Here is a 15,628-nt window from a genome sequence, read left to right on the forward strand (position 1 = left end):
GGGATCGAACCATGGAACAGGAGAAGGGCCTGGTGTTGCTGGTTACCGCCAACAACCCTCAATCACAACTCTTCATTGACTATCTCCACCAGCAACTCGATTGCTCGGTCTCGGTCGTCGCGCCGGGAACGGAGTGGAAAGGCAAGGATGCCTCGCCGGCTGTGGCGCTGCTCGACGCTGATCATATCGACGAGGCCACCATGCAGCAATGGCATGTCAGGGGGGCCGAATCCAGTAACATGTCACTAGCTGCCTTCAACCTGCGAGACGAGGAACATGCGGTCGAGACTCTCTCGGCCATGAACCTACAAGGCGTCTTCTACCGCAGTGATTCGCTGGACATGATCTGCAAGGGGCTCACCATCCTGCTGGAAGGCAACCTGTGGATGTCACGCTCATTGATGACGCGAATGATCCAGTTCTTTCGCCGCCAGCAACTCAACTCCTACCGGCCGGTCTGCGGTCTGACCCACCGGGAACTGGAGATAATCGCCATGCTGGGCACGGGGGCCTCGAACATCGAGATCGCCGACCAACTGTTCGTCAGCGAGCACACCGTCAAATCGCATCTTTACAACATCTTCCGCAAGATCAAGGTGCACAACCGTCTCCAGGCGGTGAACTGGGCCCGCCAGAATCTCGGTGCCCCTCCACCGCTGATAGGTCGTCGCCAGCGCACGGAATCCCAACTGAGCTCGCTTCATCCCTCCTGAACGGCCTCAAATCAATCGCACGTGATCCTGGATCAGGCCAGCCAGGGTCTCCGCGGCATTGTCCGCCGTGGTATCGAGGTGCAGCAGGTGAAGCCGTTCTTCGTCAACAAAGGGCTCGATGTCGGCTTGCTGAGACGCCAATATGGCGAGGCTCTGCTCGGGCGGGACGCCATGTCGCCGAGCACGCTTCTCGATGCGCCGGCGCAGGGTATCCTCATCGGCCTCGAAGCTCACCAGCAGCACGGGTAGACCCCGGGCCTCGGCCTGCTGACGCAGGAGATCGCGCTGCTCCCGCTTGAGGAAGGTCCCGTCGACGCAAGTCGGGAATCCCGCCTCCAGCAGCGTGCTGGCACATTCGGCCAGGCGACGGTAAGTGCGCTCGGTGGCCTCTCCGGCAAACATGTCCACAGGCGGTTCTCTCTCGACCGCCTGTGGGTCGATGCCGTAAAGCCGACGCCGTTCCACATCCGAACAGAGGCGAACGGCCCCCAGGCGACCGACCAGAGTCCGGGTAAAGCGGCTCTTGCCGCTACCCGAGACGCCGATCCCAATGATCAGCGGGGGGAAGCGGAACTCGGCATAGGCTTCGGCCAGATCCAGGTAACGGCGGCACTCCCGCATGGTTTCGGCCAGCAGGGCAGGACGCTCTCGATCCTCTCCGGCCGACTGATGGCGCTGCAGGGCACGTCGTGCTCCGGCAAGCGCCTCGACGACGCGGAAGACAGAGAGAAGGCGGGCCAGGCCGTAGTCCCCGGACTGGCGCAAGTAACTATCGAGGGCCTGGCGGGCCAGTCCGGTCTCCCCGTGGGACTCCAAGCCTACCAGCAGGGCAGCCAGGTCGCTGCCCGGGTCGACGATATCATCGATCCCGGGACCCTGGATGTCCCGACCGATAGCGTTAGCCAACAGCACTCGGCCCTGATCGCAGAGCCGACTGTCGGGATGCGCCACGGCCCAGCTGGATGCCAGCAGGTGCCCCCGACGCGCCAGGAAGACCGACGCCAGTCTTTCGAGTTCGTGTTCGAGCCACTGTCGAAGACAGGCCAGACGCTGATGGTCCTCCTTCCCGGAGAGCAACGACTCGATGGCCGCCACTTCCTCGTAGAACCGCTTCTGGAAAGCGACCGGCCCGGCATCCGCGAGGTGAGTATCACCGAGTGTGTGTCGATGGAAGGCCACCAGCCGATCGACCAACTCCTCCAACTGCAGAGATTCCTCGCAGGGGACCGCGTGTTCGGTGAGTTTCTGAATCATCTGGGTCTCCCACTCTGAAGGGTGGCGTCTCAGGCCTGCTGCATCACCCAGAATGCCTTCTCGGCACCATCCAGCGTCAGTTGAATGTCCTCCGGGGCATGGGCACTGGACATGAAGCCGGCCTCGAAGGCAGACGGTGCCAGGTAGACCCCTTGGTCGAGCATCAAGGAGAAGAAGCGACGGAAGGCATCGGCGTCGCAAGCGGTGGTCTGGGCGAAGTTATCGACCCGGCTCTGGCCGGTGAAGAAGACTCCGAACATGCCGCCGGCACGCTGTGTGATCATGTCGATGCCCGCCGCATCGGCCCTCTCCTGGAGACCGTGGCAGAGGGTCTCGACTCGCTGCGCCAGGGCGTCGTGGAAGCCCGGCTGGCGAAGCTTCCCGAGCAGGGCGATGCCGGCCGCCATGGCCAGCGGATTGCCGGAGAGGGTGCCTGCCTGGTAGACGGGGCCCAATGGCGAGATCTGTTCCATGATCTCGCGACGACCACCGAAGGCGCCCACCGGCATGCCACCCCCGACGATCTTGCCTAGGCAGGTGAGGTCCGGCTCAATAGCGTAGTGGGCCTGGGCACCCCCCATCGCCACACGGAAGCCGGTCATCACCTCATCGAAGATCAACACGCTGCCATGCTGGTCGCAGACGCGGCGCAGGGTCTCCAGGAAGCCCGGCTGCGGCGGAATGCAGTTCATGTTGCCGGCTACCGGCTCGACGATGATGCAGGCCACCTCGCTGCCGATCTCCTCGAAACACTGCTCCACGGCATCGGGATCGTTATAGGAGAGGGTCACGGTGTGCTCGGCCATCGAGGCCGGCACGCCGGGGGAGCTGGGTTCGCCGTGGGTCAGGGCGCCCGAGCCGGCCTTGACCAGCAGCGAGTCGGAGTGGCCGTGGTAGTTGCCCTCGAACTTGACGATCTTGTCGCGGCCGGTATAGCCCCGCGCCAGGCGAATCGCCGACATGGTGGCCTCGGTGCCGGAATTGACCATGCGCACCATCTCGATGGTGGGGATCATCTCGCAGATCAGGTCGGCCATGGTGGTCTCGATGGCCGTGGGGGTACCGAAGGAGAGGCCATTATCGAGTCGCTCGCGCACCGCTCCCAGCACCTCGGGGTCGGCATGGCCGGTGATCATGGGCCCCCAGGAGCCGACATAATCGACATAGCGCTTGCCTTCCACATCGAAGAGATAGGCACCCCGGGCACGCTCCATGAACACCGGAGGGCGGTCCATCCCCTTGAAGGCGCGAACCGGCGAGTTGACCCCGCCGGGAATGTGGCGACAGGCCTGCTCGAAGAGCTGTGCGGATGTGGTCATGTCAACCTCTTGCCCTGTAGATACGTGCCCGACCAGGCGGGCTTGTGGATAGTTTCCTGGATAACCTCGTGATAGCCGGTGAAGCGGCGGTGAATATTGTCGAATGACACACCTGCCTGCTCCTCTGCCGGATTCGCCCTATTCTCGTCTGCCGGGGGATCGATGGCCAGCCCGTCCCGTCATCCCCGCGGCGTCGCGACGTCGAGGGCGAGAAAGGAGGGCGCCGCCGGCAACTGCCAGAGACGCCGTGGCAGCCGCTGGTCATGTCCCGGTTGCCAGCCGCGGGCCAGCGCCTGCCAAGTAAAAGCCTGCGCCTGCTCGCAGGCCGTGACCAGTGACTCGCCAGCCGCCAGACGCGCCGCCAGCGCGCTCGCCAGGGTACAGCCGGAGCCGTGGAAGCTACCGGCGAGTCGTGGCCAGGACCACTGCCGGCTGATGTCCGGCGCATGCAGCGTATGTTCCACTCGATCGGCCGGAACCCGTCCCGCTGGGTGGTCGGTGCCGGTGACCAGCAGGGCCTGGCATCCGAGAGACATCAGCCTCACCGCCCGCTCGGTATCATCGGCGAATTCGGTCCCGGCCAGGCGAGCCAACTCCTGCCGGTTGGGCGTCAGAATATCCACGAGCGGCAGCAAGTGGCGACACATGGCATCGATGAGCTCGACTGTGGACAAGTCACTGCCGCCGCCGGCCCTGAGCACAGGATCCAGCACCACCGGCACCCCCGGCCGACGCCGCAGGATATCCACCACCGCATCCAGCACAGTGACATCCGGAACCAGGCCGATCTTGATTGCGGCGATCTCGAACTCATCCAGCGCCGCCGCCATGGCACAGAGGTCATCGGCGGCCACGGGGCTCACCGTGCTCACGTCCCGGCAGTTCTGCACCGTCAGCGCCGTAGGCACGGTCAGCGCCCAGCCTCCGCAGGCGGCCACCGCCTCGCTGTCGGCGACCAGGCCGGCGCCACCGGTGGGGTCGTGGCCGGACAGCACCAGCACCGTCGGCAGATGCGGCGTCAATTCATGGGTATCGTCCATCAGAAGGGCTTCAGCACGGCCAGGAAGACGATCAGCAGCAGGGCGATCACCGGCAACTCATTGAACAAGCGGAAGAACACATGCCCGCGTCGACAGCGAGACTCGGCGAACTGCTTCAGGTAGATCAGGCAAACATGATGGTAGCCCACCAGCAGTGCCACCAGCAGCAGCTTGGCATGTATCCAGCCCTGCGAGAGCCAGGCAGGATTGAGTAGCAGCAGGGCACCACCGAACAGCAACACGGCGATCATCGATGGCGTCATGATCCCGCGATAAAGCTTGCGCTCCATTATCAGGAAATGATCGATGGCCTGCTGTTCTCCCCTGTCTCGCGCCATGGCGTGGTAGACGTACAGGCGCGGCAGATAGAACAGGGCGGCGAACCAGGTCACCATGGCCACCAGGTGCAGGGCCTTCATCCACAGATACATGACGACTCCTCAGCCGTGGGTCGAATCGGAAAATCGGTAATAACGCTCGATGGCATCGCGGGTGATGATACCCGAAATCCGCTTCTGCTTTGGCCGGTGACCGTGCTCCACGTAGAGGGCATCCAGCGCCTTGTCGTTGAGCCGCTCGAAAGCCTCGGAGAGCGTTGCCTGCAGGTGGATCGGTGCCATGTCCAGGCGCTGGCCGGGGATCTCCAGCAGATCCAGCAAGGCGCTGTCGTTCTCCGAGTCCGGCTGGTCGTGCTCCAGCAGCCAGCGGGCCAGGTCGGCGGCCTTGAGCGCCAGGGTCGGCTTGTCGTCCGTGGAACGCACTATCAACACCCAGACCGGATTGGCGTCGAGGAGAGCACTAGCCTGATCACGGGTCACCTTGCGCGAGGTGCGCACCAGATTGCGCTCCATCACCGCAGGCACCGAGACCCTGGACAGCGCCTGCATCAGTGGCTGCTGCAGCGGGTGCGGTCCCTGACGCGTCTGAGTGAGAAAGAACCCCTGACTACGACTCAACTGCCGCGCCGTGAGACTGGCCACCACCACCGCCAGCATGCCCGGCATGATGATGCCGGGCGTGTGGGTGAGCTCTAGCAGGGCCATCAGGGCCGCCAGCGGAGCCTGCAGAACAGCTCCCATCATCGCTGCCATGCCCAGCAGGGCGTAGACCTCGGGTGCGGAGGCCCCTGCCGGCAACAAGGCCTGACCTGCCAGGCCGCACAGGGCACCGGCCGCCCCGCCGACCACCAGGATGGGACCGATGATGCTGACCGGGATGCCGCATGCCACGGTGAAAGCCGTAAGCAGCAGCTTGCCGATCGCCACGGCCAGCAGCACATCCACCGCGGCAGACCCGCCCAGCGCCAGTTGCAAGGTGTCATAGCCCATCCCCTGCACCTCGGGGTACCACCAGGCCACACCTGCCACCGCCAGCGCCGCCAGGCCGAAGCGCAATACCATGGGCAGCCGCTGAAGCCGCTGGTGACCCCGCGCAACGCGCAGGAACAGTGCCGCCAGCAGGCCGACCAGCAAGGCACTGGCCAGGATCCAGGGAATATCCAACAAAGACTTCAGGTGCAGGTCGGGGATGCCGATGGCGGGTTCAGCACCATAGACCAACTGGGCCACCACCGCGCCCATGGAGGAGGCCAGGATGACCGGCATGAAGCCGATGATGGTGTACTCCATCATCACCACTTCCATGGCGAAGATCACCCCGGCGATGGGCGTATTGAACGAGGCCGAGATCCCCGCCGCCGTTCCGCAGGCCACCAGCACCCTGAGGCTGTTATGGGGAAGGCGCAGGTATTGCCCCAGGCCGGTCGAGGCCGCCGCTCCCAGGTGGATGGCCGGCCCCTCGCGGCCGGCGGAAAGGCCGCCGATCACCGCCACCACGCCAACCCACCACTGGGTCAGCCAGTTACGTAACGGAAAGCGTCCCTGATGATAGGTCAGACGGTCGATGACATGGACCACACCGATACGCCGTCCCTCGGGTGGCTGGCGAAATAGCCACAGGCCGATCAGGGCCGCCGCGATCAGAGGCATCAGCACACGCAGAACCGGTGGCAGGGCCTCGAAGGCCTCGGGATCACCATCGGGAAACAGCAGCAGGCCGCCCAATGATAGCAACAGGCGAAACACCACCATTAACCCGCCCGTCACCAGGCCCGAGAGCACACCCAGGACGCAGAGCTGGGGCAAGGCATCGACATTGGCCAGCTTGCGTCGGAATCCATCCAGGCTGAAGTCGGGTAGCGGGAGACGCGGCACGGCAACGTTCCTGTTCGACCTTGCAGAGGAAGACCCACCAGGCTGGGCCTGGGTAGGTCGCATCTCTCTTGTGTATCATATCCAGAGACGCTGGTCCCAGCGTCACTTCATCAACCTCAGGAGACCATCGTGATCAAGGTCGGAATCGTCGGCGGCACCGGTTACACCGGCGTCGAACTGCTCAGACTACTGGCCCGTCATCCGGAAGTGGCAGTAGACGCCATCACCTCGCGCTCCGAGGCCGGCATGGCCGTCAGCGAGCTCTATCCCAACCTGCGCGGACACTACGACGACCTGGCCTTCAGCGCGCCCGATGCCGAGCGACTGGCACGCTGCGATGCCGTCTTCTTCGCCACTCCTCACGGCGTGGCCCATGCCTTGGCCGGCGAGTTGCTCGACAAGGGCACCCGGGTCATCGACCTCTCGGCCGACTTCAGGCTGCGCGACAGCGAGGAATGGTCCCACTGGTACGGCCAGCCCCACGGGGCCACCGAGCTGCTCGACGAGGCGGTCTACGGCCTGCCCGAGATCAACCGCGAGCGCATCCGCCAGGCACGCCTGGTCGCTGTGCCAGGATGCTACCCCACCGCCGTGCAACTCGGCCTGCTGCCGTTGCTGGAGGCGGGCATGATCGATGCCGAGCATATCATCGCCGACTGCAAATCCGGCGTCACCGGTGCTGGCCGCGGTGCCAAGGTGCCCTCGCTGCTGGCCGAGGCCAGCGAGTCCATGAAGGCCTATGGTGCCTCGGGCCACCGCCACCTGCCGGAAATTCGCCAGGGGCTGACCGATGCTGCCGGACGCCCGGTGGGTCTGACCTTCGTGCCCCACCTGACACCGATGATTCGCGGTATCCACGCTACCCTCTACGGCCGACTGACCGCCGAGCCCGGCGACCTCCAGTCCCACTTCGAACAGCGCTTTGCCGACGAACCCTTCGTCGACGTGATGCCGGCGGGGAGTCACCCCGAGACACGCAGCGTGAAGGGGGCCAACGTCTGCCGCCTAGCGGTCCACCGTCCCGGAGACGGCGACACCGTGGTGATCCTCTCGGTGATTGACAACCTGGTCAAGGGCGCCTCGGGTCAGGCCGTGCACAACCTCAACCTGATGTTCGGCTTCAACGAGCTGGCCGGCCTCGACGCGCCGGCCATCATGCCCTGATGAAGTCAAAAGGCATCGGGGGATAACCCGTGATTAGTGCCACAAAGTTGACTGTTTTACTGGGGATTGTGGATAATCACCCTTTGCAGGACATTCATCGATCCAGGGGAGGTCACCCATGAGTGGTGCCGAATCCTTCGCTCCCACCCCCTTGATGCTCTCGAACGGGGCCCGAGCCCGTCTCGCGGCACTCATCGAGGAACAGGGCAACCCCCGGCTCAAGCTGAGGGTCTACGTTACCGGTGGAGGCTGCTCGGGCTTCCAGTACGGCTTCGACTTCGCCGATGAAACCGCTGACGACGATACTCTCGTCGAGTTCGGCCAGGTGGCCCTGGTGGTCGACCCGCTCTCCTACCAGTACCTCGTCGGCTCCACGGTCGACTATGAGGAGGGGTTGGCCGGTGCCCGCTTCCTGGTGCAGAACCCTAACGCCACTACTACCTGTGGCTGCGGAGCCTCCTTCATGGTCTGATCGCCAGCGTTGGCTCAGCGGCGACAGCATATCAATCCCTTGACTTGACGCTTCCCCGGGAACTCGCCATGGTTTAAGGCGTACTTCGCCATACATTCTTCCATGGGGAATCATATGAAACGTCAACTGAAGATCGCCTCTCTAGCTGCCAGCATCGCTTTCGGGCTGGGGCTTTCCGGTGCGGCCAGCGCCGATGACCACGTCCTCGAGGTCGTCACCGACCCGAGTTTCGTGCCCTTCGAGATGATGGACCAGGAGACCGGCGAGATGGTCGGCTTCGACATGGACATCATCAGCGAAGTCGCAGAGCGCGCCGGTTTCGAATACAACCTGCGCACCATGGACTTCAACGGCATCATCCCCGCCGTTCAGACCGGCAATGCCGATGTTGCCATCGCCGGGATCACAATCACCGAGGAACGTGCCGAGGTCGTCGACTTCTCCGATCCCTACTACGACAGTGGCCTGCGAATCCTGGTGAGTGCCAACGATGACAGCGTCCAGGAGATCGAAGACCTCGAAGGCAAGAAGATCGGCACCAAGGTCGGCTCCACCAGCTACGATTTCCTTCAGGAGAACCTCGGCGACGAGGCCGACATCACTCCCTATCCGGGTTCCAGTGACATGTACATGGCCCTGCTCGGTGGCAGCGTCGACGCGGTATTCTATGATGCCCCCAACGTCGGCTACTTCGCCCAGAGCCGCGGCGAAGGCCGGGTCAAGGTCGTAGGGGATCTCTACGAAGGCCAGCAGTACGGCATCGTCTTCGTCGAGGGCAGCGAGTGGGTCGAGCCAGTCAATGAAGCTCTTGCCGAGATGAGGGAAGACGGCACCTACGACGAGATCTACGAGAAGTGGTTCGGCGAGGCGCCCAGCGACGAGTGAAGTACTTAGCCTCCTGATGTCGGGGTCGGGTCGAGTACCCGGCCCCGTTGCGTTACAAGCCCGGCACGCTTCCCCTTGTCGTCACTCTTGCGTCTTGACGGAGAAATCTTGTGGACGTCACCTTCCAATTCGACTGGCAGGCGGCCTTTGCCTCCATTCCCTTCCTGCTCGAGGGTATTCCCTACACGCTGCTGATCTCCTTCGGAGGCCTGGCCATCGGCTTTCTGATCGGCATCCTGTTCGGCCTGCTGAGAATCAGCCCCTTCGCCTGGCTGCGCATCCCGGCCGTGGCCTACATCGAGATCTTCCGAGGCACTCCGGTACTGGTTCAGGTACTGTTCATCTTCTACGGTCTGCCCCAGTTGCTGGGTGGACCGATCAATGCCCTAGTGGCCGGCATCGCCGCCATCGCCGTCAATTCCGGCGCCTACATCTCGGAAATCGTGCGCGGCGGCGTGCAGTCCATCGAGCGTGGTCAGCGCGAGGCCGGCCTGTCTCTGGGCCTTTCGCGTCGCCAGACCTTTCGCTACATCATCTGGCCACAGGCCTTGCGACGGATGATTCCGGCACTGGGCAACCAGGGCATCATCAGCATCAAGGACACTTCGCTGTTCTCGGTGATTGGCGTCGGTGAGCTGGTCCGCCAAGGCCAAGTCTATATCGCCACCACCTTCAACGCCCTGGAGGTCTATCTGATGGTCGCCCTGCTCTACCTGGCGATCACCCTTAGCCTCTCGTTTGCGCTGCGACAGCTGGAGCGCAGAGGCCTGGTCGGACAATAAGGAAAGCGCGACATGAACCAAGACAAGTCTCCTTCCGCCGCCGACCCCATCGTGTGCCTGGAGAAGGTCAACAAGTTCTTCGGCGACCTGCACGTGCTGAAGGACATCGACCTGAAGGTCTCGCCCGGGGAAGTGGTAGTGATCGTCGGTGCCAGTGGCTCAGGCAAGTCGACGTTGATCCGCTGCATCAATGGCCTCGAGGAGTTCCAGCAGGGCCATATCGAGGTCGATGGCAACGAGTTGCTGCCCCACGGCAAGGCCGGCCAGGCACTGCAGAAGATCCGCACCGAGGTCGGCATGGTCTTCCAGCAGTTCAACCTATTCCCGCACCTGAGTGTGCTCGACAACGTAAGCCTGGCACCAATGAAGGTGCGGGGCTGGAGTCGTGCGGATGCCATCGAGACGGCCGAACGCCTGCTCGAGCGAGTGGGCATCAGCGACCAGGCCGCCAAGCATCCTGGACAGCTCTCCGGCGGTCAGCAGCAGCGTGTGGCCCTGGCTCGAGCACTCGCCATGGAGCCGCGCCTGATGCTGTTCGATGAGCCGACCTCGGCACTCGATCCCGAGATGATAGGGGAAGTCCTCGATGCCATGCGCGAGCTGGCACGAGAGGGCATGACGATGATGATCGTGACCCATGAAATGGGCTTCGCCCGGGAGGTCGCCGACCGGGTGATCTTCATACACCAGGGCGAGATCGCCGAAGAGGGCCCGCCCGAAGAGGTCCTGGATCGCCCCCGCAACAAGCCGACCCAGCAGTTCCTGTCGAGAGTCCTCAAGCACTGATCCGACGCCCTTCCCACCGCCCTTCACAGGCCCTGTCGTTATCGACAGGGCCATTTTTTTGCCTGTGGACAAAAAACCTGGGGAACCGGATCGAATCGGCCTGCAGTGCCCGTCATGTGGGGCAATGGGCGAATCATGTCGGGTTGTTCACAGTCGCGGTGACAAGCCAGGTAGGCAACGGTGGACAAGCGGTGTCTCAGTCGTGCTGTGGACAAGCGGGCTTTCCATCCACAGGCTCCCGACACCCCATCCGCAGGCAGTTAGCCTCATGTCCCACGAGGCATCAACACGGCAATACCTTGAAAACATTGAGTTTAAACCACTTACCCACGGAAAATGTCCACACCAGTAGTTACTACCACAACAGAACTTCTTTTATATATTCTATTTTATTGTTTAGGAGTGGTGAGTTAGGCGATGGTGCAGGAAATCCCGTGTGGAAAACCCTGACGATTACCCACAGGAGGTTTATACTGGCCCGCTGATTTCCACTCCTGACTGCAACATCGGCGCAGTGCGCCAAGAGGTGACCCTTGGAGTATCCCGACCGCTTTGACGTCATCGTCATCGGCGGCGGCCATGCCGGAACCGAAGCCGCCCTGGCCTCGGCCCGCATGGGCTGCCGGACCCTGCTGCTGACCCACAACATCGAGACTCTCGGCCAGATGTCATGCAATCCCGCTATCGGCGGGATCGGCAAGAGTCACCTGGTCAAGGAGATTGATGCCCTGGGTGGTGCCATGGGACTGGCCACCGACCTAGGCGGCATCCAGTTTCGCGTTCTCAATGCCCGCAAGGGGCCGGCAGTACGCGCCACCCGGGCCCAGGCCGACCGAGTACGCTACAAGGCGGCAATTCGTGGCATGCTGGAGTCCCAGGCCAACCTGACGCTCTTCCAGCAGGCGGCTGGCGATCTGATCGTCGAGGGGGACACCGTGCGTGGCGTGGTCACCGAGACCGGCATCCGCTTCCTGGCCGAAAGCGTGGTGTTGTGCACCGGAACCTTCCTCGGCGGGGTGATCCATATCGGCCTCGACACCAGCCGTGGCGGGCGTGCAGGCGATCCGCCCTCCAATGCCCTGGCCGAGCGGCTACGGGCACTGCCGTTCAGGGTCGACCGCCTGAAGACGGGAACGCCGCCACGGCTGGATGCCAAGAGCGTCAATTTCTCGCGTCTCGAGGAGCAGCCCGGCGACAACCCGACGCCGGTGATGTCCTACCTCGGCAATCGCGGGATGCACCCTCGGCAGGTGAGCTGCCATATCGCGCATACCAATGAGCGTACCCACGAGATCATCCTCGCCAACCTGGATCGTTCGCCGATGTACTCGGGGGTGATCGAGGGGGTCGGGCCACGCTACTGCCCGTCCATCGAGGACAAGGTGCATCGCTTCGCCGACAAGGCGAGCCACCAGGTGTTCATCGAGCCTGAAGGGCTCGATACCCATGAGTTGTACCCCAACGGGATTTCCACCTCGCTGCCCTTCGACGTGCAGCTTCAGGTGGTTCGTTCCATCCCGGGGCTTGAGAACACCCATATCACCCGGCCGGGCTACGCCATCGAGTACGACTTCTTCGATCCCCGTGACCTGCGGCACTCGCTGGAAACCAAGTTCATCCACAACCTGTATTTCGCCGGCCAGATCAACGGCACCACCGGCTACGAGGAGGCGGGCGCCCAAGGACTGCTGGCCGGCCTCAACGCCGCTCGGCGGGCCCGTGGGCTGCAGCCCTGGTCACCGCGACGCGACGAGGCCTACCTGGGCGTTCTGGTCGATGACCTGATCACTCTGGGAACCAAGGAGCCCTACCGGATGTTCACCTCGCGGGCCGAATACCGGCTGCTGCTGCGCGAAGACAACGCCGACATGCGGCTTACCGAGACCGGTCGTGAACTGGGACTCGTGGACGATACCCGTTGGTCGGCCTTTGCGGCCAAGCGCGAGGCGGTGGAGCGTGAGAGCGCACGGCTCCGGGCCAGCTGGGTGCAGCCGGGTACCCTTGCGGCCGCCCGAGTCGAAGCCAGGACCGGCACGCCGTTGACTCATGAATACAGCCTGATGGACCTGTTGCGTCGCCCGGAGCTCGCCTATGGCGACCTCGCCGACCTGCCCGGCATCGAGGGACAGGCGGTCGATGACGAAGCGGTGGCCGATCAGGTACAGATCCAAGCCAAGTACCAGGGCTACATCGAGCGACAGCAGAACGAGATCGACAAGCTCAAGCGTCACGAGGCCACGCCGCTACCGGCCAATATCGACTACCGGCGCGTCGAGGGGCTGTCCAACGAGATCCGCCAGAAGCTCGAGGAGTCACGCCCCGAGACCCTGGCCCAGGCAGGGCGCATCTCCGGCGTAACACCGGCAGCGGTCTCGATCCTGTTGATCCACCTCAAGAAACGACGGTTGCTCGACGAAGACCGGGCAGCCAGCGCGTGACCCCAGTAGACAATATTGTCGAGGCGCGCCTCGATGGCGGGCTGGTGGCGCTGGGCATCGCCGTTGATGACGAACAGCGTCGGCTGCTGCTGGCGTTGGTGGGGCTGTTGCACAAGTGGAATCGCGCCTATAACCTCACCGCGGTACGCACGCCGGAGAAGATGGTGACCCGTCACCTCCTCGACAGTGCCGCGGTGCTGCCCTTCGTACGGGGGCCAGAGCTGCTCGACGTGGGCTCGGGACCGGGCCTACCGGGACTGGTGCTGGCGATCCTCGAGCCGACGCTCTCGGTCACGCTGCTCGACAGCAACGGCAAGAAGGTGCGCTTCCAGCGCCAGGCCGTGATGGAACTGGGCCTTGGCAACGTCACCCCGGTACAGGCCAGAGTCGAAACCTTCGACCCCCTCGCCGGGGGCTATGCCCAGGTGATTTCGCGAGCTTTCTCGAGCCTGGGTGATTTCATTTCGCTGACCGCGAGCCTGGTGGCCCCCGGTGGTGAATGGCTGGCCATGAAGGGCCCCGCCGTGGATGATGAACTGGCTGAACTTCCCGAGGACATCGCCGTGGCGGCACGACACGATCTCGCGGTGCCCTACCAGGACGGCAGCCGACATCTCGTGGTCCTTCGCCGCCGGGATGTGACCCAGGCCTGACCCAGAGGCGTCTGTTTCCCAAGCAAGGGAGTTGCCCGTGACCAAGATCATAGCCTTGACCAACCAGAAGGGCGGGGTGGGCAAGACCACCACCGCCGTCAACCTCGCCGCTAGCCTGGCTGCCCTGGATCGCCGTGTGCTGCTGGTCGACCTTGATCCCCAGGGACATGCCACCATGGGCAGCGGCGCCGACAAGCATGATCTGGATGCTAGCGTGCTGGATGTGGTGCTGGGCGAAAAGAGACCCACCGAAGTGATCATCGACTGCCCGCAGGCGGGCTATGCACTGCTCCCCGGCAACGGTGACCTGACCGCCGCCGAGGTGGAACTGCTCGACCGCCGCGAGGGACGTGAGCGTTGCCTGGTCAAGGCCCTGGAGGAGGTGGCCGGCGAATATGACGTGGTGCTGATAGACTGCCCTCCGTCACTGAACATGCTCACCGTCAATGCCCTGACCGCCGCTGACGGCGTGCTGATCCCGCTGCAGTGCGAGTTCTACGCCCTGGAGGGGCTCTCTGCGTTGCTCGACACCGTGGAGCAGATCAAGGACAGCGTGAATCCCCAGATCGAGATCTACGGGATCCTGCGCACCATGTTCGACGCCCGCAACAGCCTTACCCGCGATGTCAGCAAGCAGCTGCGCGACTACTTTGGCGATGCACTGCTGAAGACAACCATTCCGCGCAATGTGCGGGTCGCCGAGGCGCCTAGCCATGGGCTGCCGGTGACCCAGTATGCCCGCTTCTCGCGCGGCAGCCAGGCCCACCGGGTGCTGGCCAAGGAACTGATCCGGCGCCTGTCGCTGTGAGCCGGCCGCCGAATACTGCTGGTAGTGATGAGGGAATGTCGATGACGCGTAAACGCGCCTTGGGACGCGGCCTGGATGCCCTGATCGGTGCCAATGCCCGCCGTCGTGAAAGCCTTGACCTCCCCGAGGTTGATACGACCGAGGCCACACCGGCCGCGGTACCTTCGGAGAGCCCTGCCGAGGATCGCCTCGAGCGTTTGCCGCTGGGACAGCTCACCCGCGGCAAGTACCAGCCGCGTCGTGACATCCAGCCCGAGGCCCTCGAGGAACTGGCCGACTCGATTCGCGCCCAGGGCGTGATGCAGCCGATCGTGGTCCGACCCGTCGGCGAGGCGCGCTACGAGATCATCGCCGGCGAGCGTCGCTGGCGCGCCGCCCAGCTCGCCGAGCTCGATGTGATTCCCGCGGTGATCCGCGAGGTCAGCGACGAGGTGGCGCTGGCATTGGCGCTGATCGAGAACATCCAGCGCGAGGACCTCAACCCCGTCGAGGAGGCGATGGCCCTCAAGCGCCTCCTCGAGGAGTTCGCCCTGACCCAGCAGCAGGTAGCCGATGCCGTGGGCCGCTCTCGTGCCCAGGTGGCAAACCTGCTGCGGCTGCTGACGCTGGACCCCGAGGTACAGACCCTGCTTGAGCGCGGTGACCTGGACATGGGCCACGCCCGGGCGCTGCTGGCGCTTTCCGGGGCGCGTCAGCGCAAGGCCGCCCATGAGGTGGTCAACAAGGATCTCACGGTTCGCGATACCGAGGCGCTGGTCAAGCGGCTGGCCAGCGGTGAGCCCGCCAAGCCGCGCCGCGAGGCGCCGTCTGCGGACGTGGCCGGCCTGGAGACGCGGCTCGCCGAAGTGCTAGGCGCTCCGGTGAAGATCCAGCATGGTCGTGGGGGCAAGGGACGGGTGACCATCCGCTATGCCAGCCTCGATGAGCTCGACGGTATCCTGGAGCATATCCGGTGAGGCTATCGATCGTCGGCCACCGTCTGTGCTGTCAAGCATCCGTCCCCCTTTGGTCGAAGACGTATCCTATATCGCTGGAATCGCCGTCACTTTGGTTGAAGGGGCATGGGCGGTTCCCTATAATCCGCCGTTGTTTGCCTGTGGA

Annotated in this window: 15 protein-coding genes; 10 read left to right on the plus strand and 5 right to left on the minus strand. The window is 63.9% G+C overall.

What is annotated here, in order from left to right:
* The first annotated feature begins 11 nt into the window (after positions 1 to 11).
* Positions 12 to 713: a LuxR C-terminal-related transcriptional regulator gene (locus BMY30_RS08235; protein WP_089712441.1), complete on the plus strand. Its 702-nt coding sequence runs from the start codon at positions 12 to 14 to the stop codon at positions 711 to 713.
* A 6-nt stretch (positions 714 to 719) separates the two neighbouring features.
* On the opposite strand, the gene BMY30_RS08240 is transcribed toward BMY30_RS08235, so the two are convergent.
* From BMY30_RS08240 to BMY30_RS08260, 5 genes are all read right to left on the minus strand, one after another.
* On the minus strand, positions 720 to 1,967 hold the full coding sequence (locus BMY30_RS08240; RefSeq protein ID WP_089712444.1) for a P-loop nucleotide/nucleoside kinase family protein: 1,248 nt from the start codon (positions 1,965 to 1,967) through the stop codon (positions 720 to 722).
* A gap of 29 nt (positions 1,968 to 1,996) precedes the next feature.
* Positions 1,997 to 3,286, minus strand: a complete 1,290-nt coding sequence (hemL, locus tag BMY30_RS08245; protein ID WP_089712446.1) for a glutamate-1-semialdehyde 2,1-aminomutase — start codon at positions 3,284 to 3,286, stop codon at positions 1,997 to 1,999.
* A 179-nt stretch (positions 3,287 to 3,465) separates the two neighbouring features.
* Positions 3,466 to 4,326, minus strand: a complete 861-nt coding sequence (gene thiD / locus BMY30_RS08250; protein ID WP_089712448.1) for a bifunctional hydroxymethylpyrimidine kinase/phosphomethylpyrimidine kinase — start codon at positions 4,324 to 4,326, stop codon at positions 3,466 to 3,468.
* Positions 4,326 to 4,757 (minus strand): protoporphyrinogen oxidase HemJ, encoded by a 432-nt coding sequence (hemJ, locus tag BMY30_RS08255; RefSeq protein ID WP_089712450.1) that lies wholly within the window; start codon positions 4,755 to 4,757, stop codon positions 4,326 to 4,328. Before hemJ ends, thiD begins: the two co-directional genes overlap by 1 nt.
* 9 nt (positions 4,758 to 4,766) lie before the next feature.
* Positions 4,767 to 6,539, minus strand: a complete 1,773-nt coding sequence (locus BMY30_RS08260; protein WP_089712453.1) for a chloride channel protein — start codon at positions 6,537 to 6,539, stop codon at positions 4,767 to 4,769.
* Positions 6,540 to 6,668: 129 nt separating this feature from the next.
* Here BMY30_RS08260 and argC point away from each other — a divergent pair, with 129 nt between their 5' ends.
* The 9 genes from argC (at position 6,669) to BMY30_RS08305 (ending at position 15,483) form a co-directional block, all read left to right on the plus strand.
* Entirely contained in the window at positions 6,669 to 7,703 is a 1,035-nt protein-coding gene (gene argC, locus BMY30_RS08265) for an N-acetyl-gamma-glutamyl-phosphate reductase (protein WP_089712455.1), read from the plus strand.
* A gap of 118 nt (positions 7,704 to 7,821) precedes the next feature.
* On the plus strand, positions 7,822 to 8,175 hold the full coding sequence (gene erpA / locus BMY30_RS08270) for an iron-sulfur cluster insertion protein ErpA (RefSeq protein ID WP_089712457.1): 354 nt from the start codon (positions 7,822 to 7,824) through the stop codon (positions 8,173 to 8,175).
* A 114-nt stretch (positions 8,176 to 8,289) separates the two neighbouring features.
* A complete protein-coding gene (locus BMY30_RS08275) occupies positions 8,290 to 9,060 on the plus strand; it encodes a transporter substrate-binding domain-containing protein (protein ID WP_089712460.1) in 771 nt (256 codons plus the stop codon).
* Positions 9,061 to 9,170: 110 nt separating this feature from the next.
* On the plus strand, positions 9,171 to 9,842 hold the full coding sequence (locus BMY30_RS08280; protein ID WP_089712461.1) for an amino acid ABC transporter permease: 672 nt from the start codon (positions 9,171 to 9,173) through the stop codon (positions 9,840 to 9,842).
* Positions 9,843 to 9,854: 12 nt separating this feature from the next.
* Positions 9,855 to 10,628: an amino acid ABC transporter ATP-binding protein gene (locus tag BMY30_RS08285; protein WP_089712463.1), complete on the plus strand. Its 774-nt coding sequence runs from the start codon at positions 9,855 to 9,857 to the stop codon at positions 10,626 to 10,628.
* Positions 10,629 to 11,161: 533 nt separating this feature from the next.
* The gene (mnmG, locus tag BMY30_RS08290; protein WP_089712465.1) at positions 11,162 to 13,066 is read left to right on the plus strand and encodes a tRNA uridine-5-carboxymethylaminomethyl(34) synthesis enzyme MnmG; all 1,905 of its coding nucleotides are present in this window, start codon (positions 11,162 to 11,164) and stop codon (positions 13,064 to 13,066) included.
* Positions 13,063 to 13,719, plus strand: coding sequence for a 16S rRNA (guanine(527)-N(7))-methyltransferase RsmG (rsmG, locus tag BMY30_RS08295; protein ID WP_089712467.1), 657 nt, complete (start codon positions 13,063 to 13,065; stop codon positions 13,717 to 13,719). Before mnmG ends, rsmG begins: the two co-directional genes overlap by 4 nt.
* A gap of 37 nt (positions 13,720 to 13,756) precedes the next feature.
* A complete protein-coding gene (locus BMY30_RS08300) occupies positions 13,757 to 14,527 on the plus strand; it encodes a ParA family protein (RefSeq protein ID WP_089712469.1) in 771 nt (256 codons plus the stop codon).
* Positions 14,528 to 14,568: 41 nt separating this feature from the next.
* Positions 14,569 to 15,483, plus strand: coding sequence for a ParB/RepB/Spo0J family partition protein (locus BMY30_RS08305; RefSeq protein ID WP_089712471.1), 915 nt, complete (start codon positions 14,569 to 14,571; stop codon positions 15,481 to 15,483).
* Positions 15,484 to 15,628 lie beyond the last annotated feature (145 nt).

The organism is Halomonas daqiaonensis (assembly GCF_900109725.1).
GTDB classification, from domain to species: domain Bacteria; phylum Pseudomonadota; class Gammaproteobacteria; order Pseudomonadales; family Halomonadaceae; genus Halomonas; species Halomonas daqiaonensis.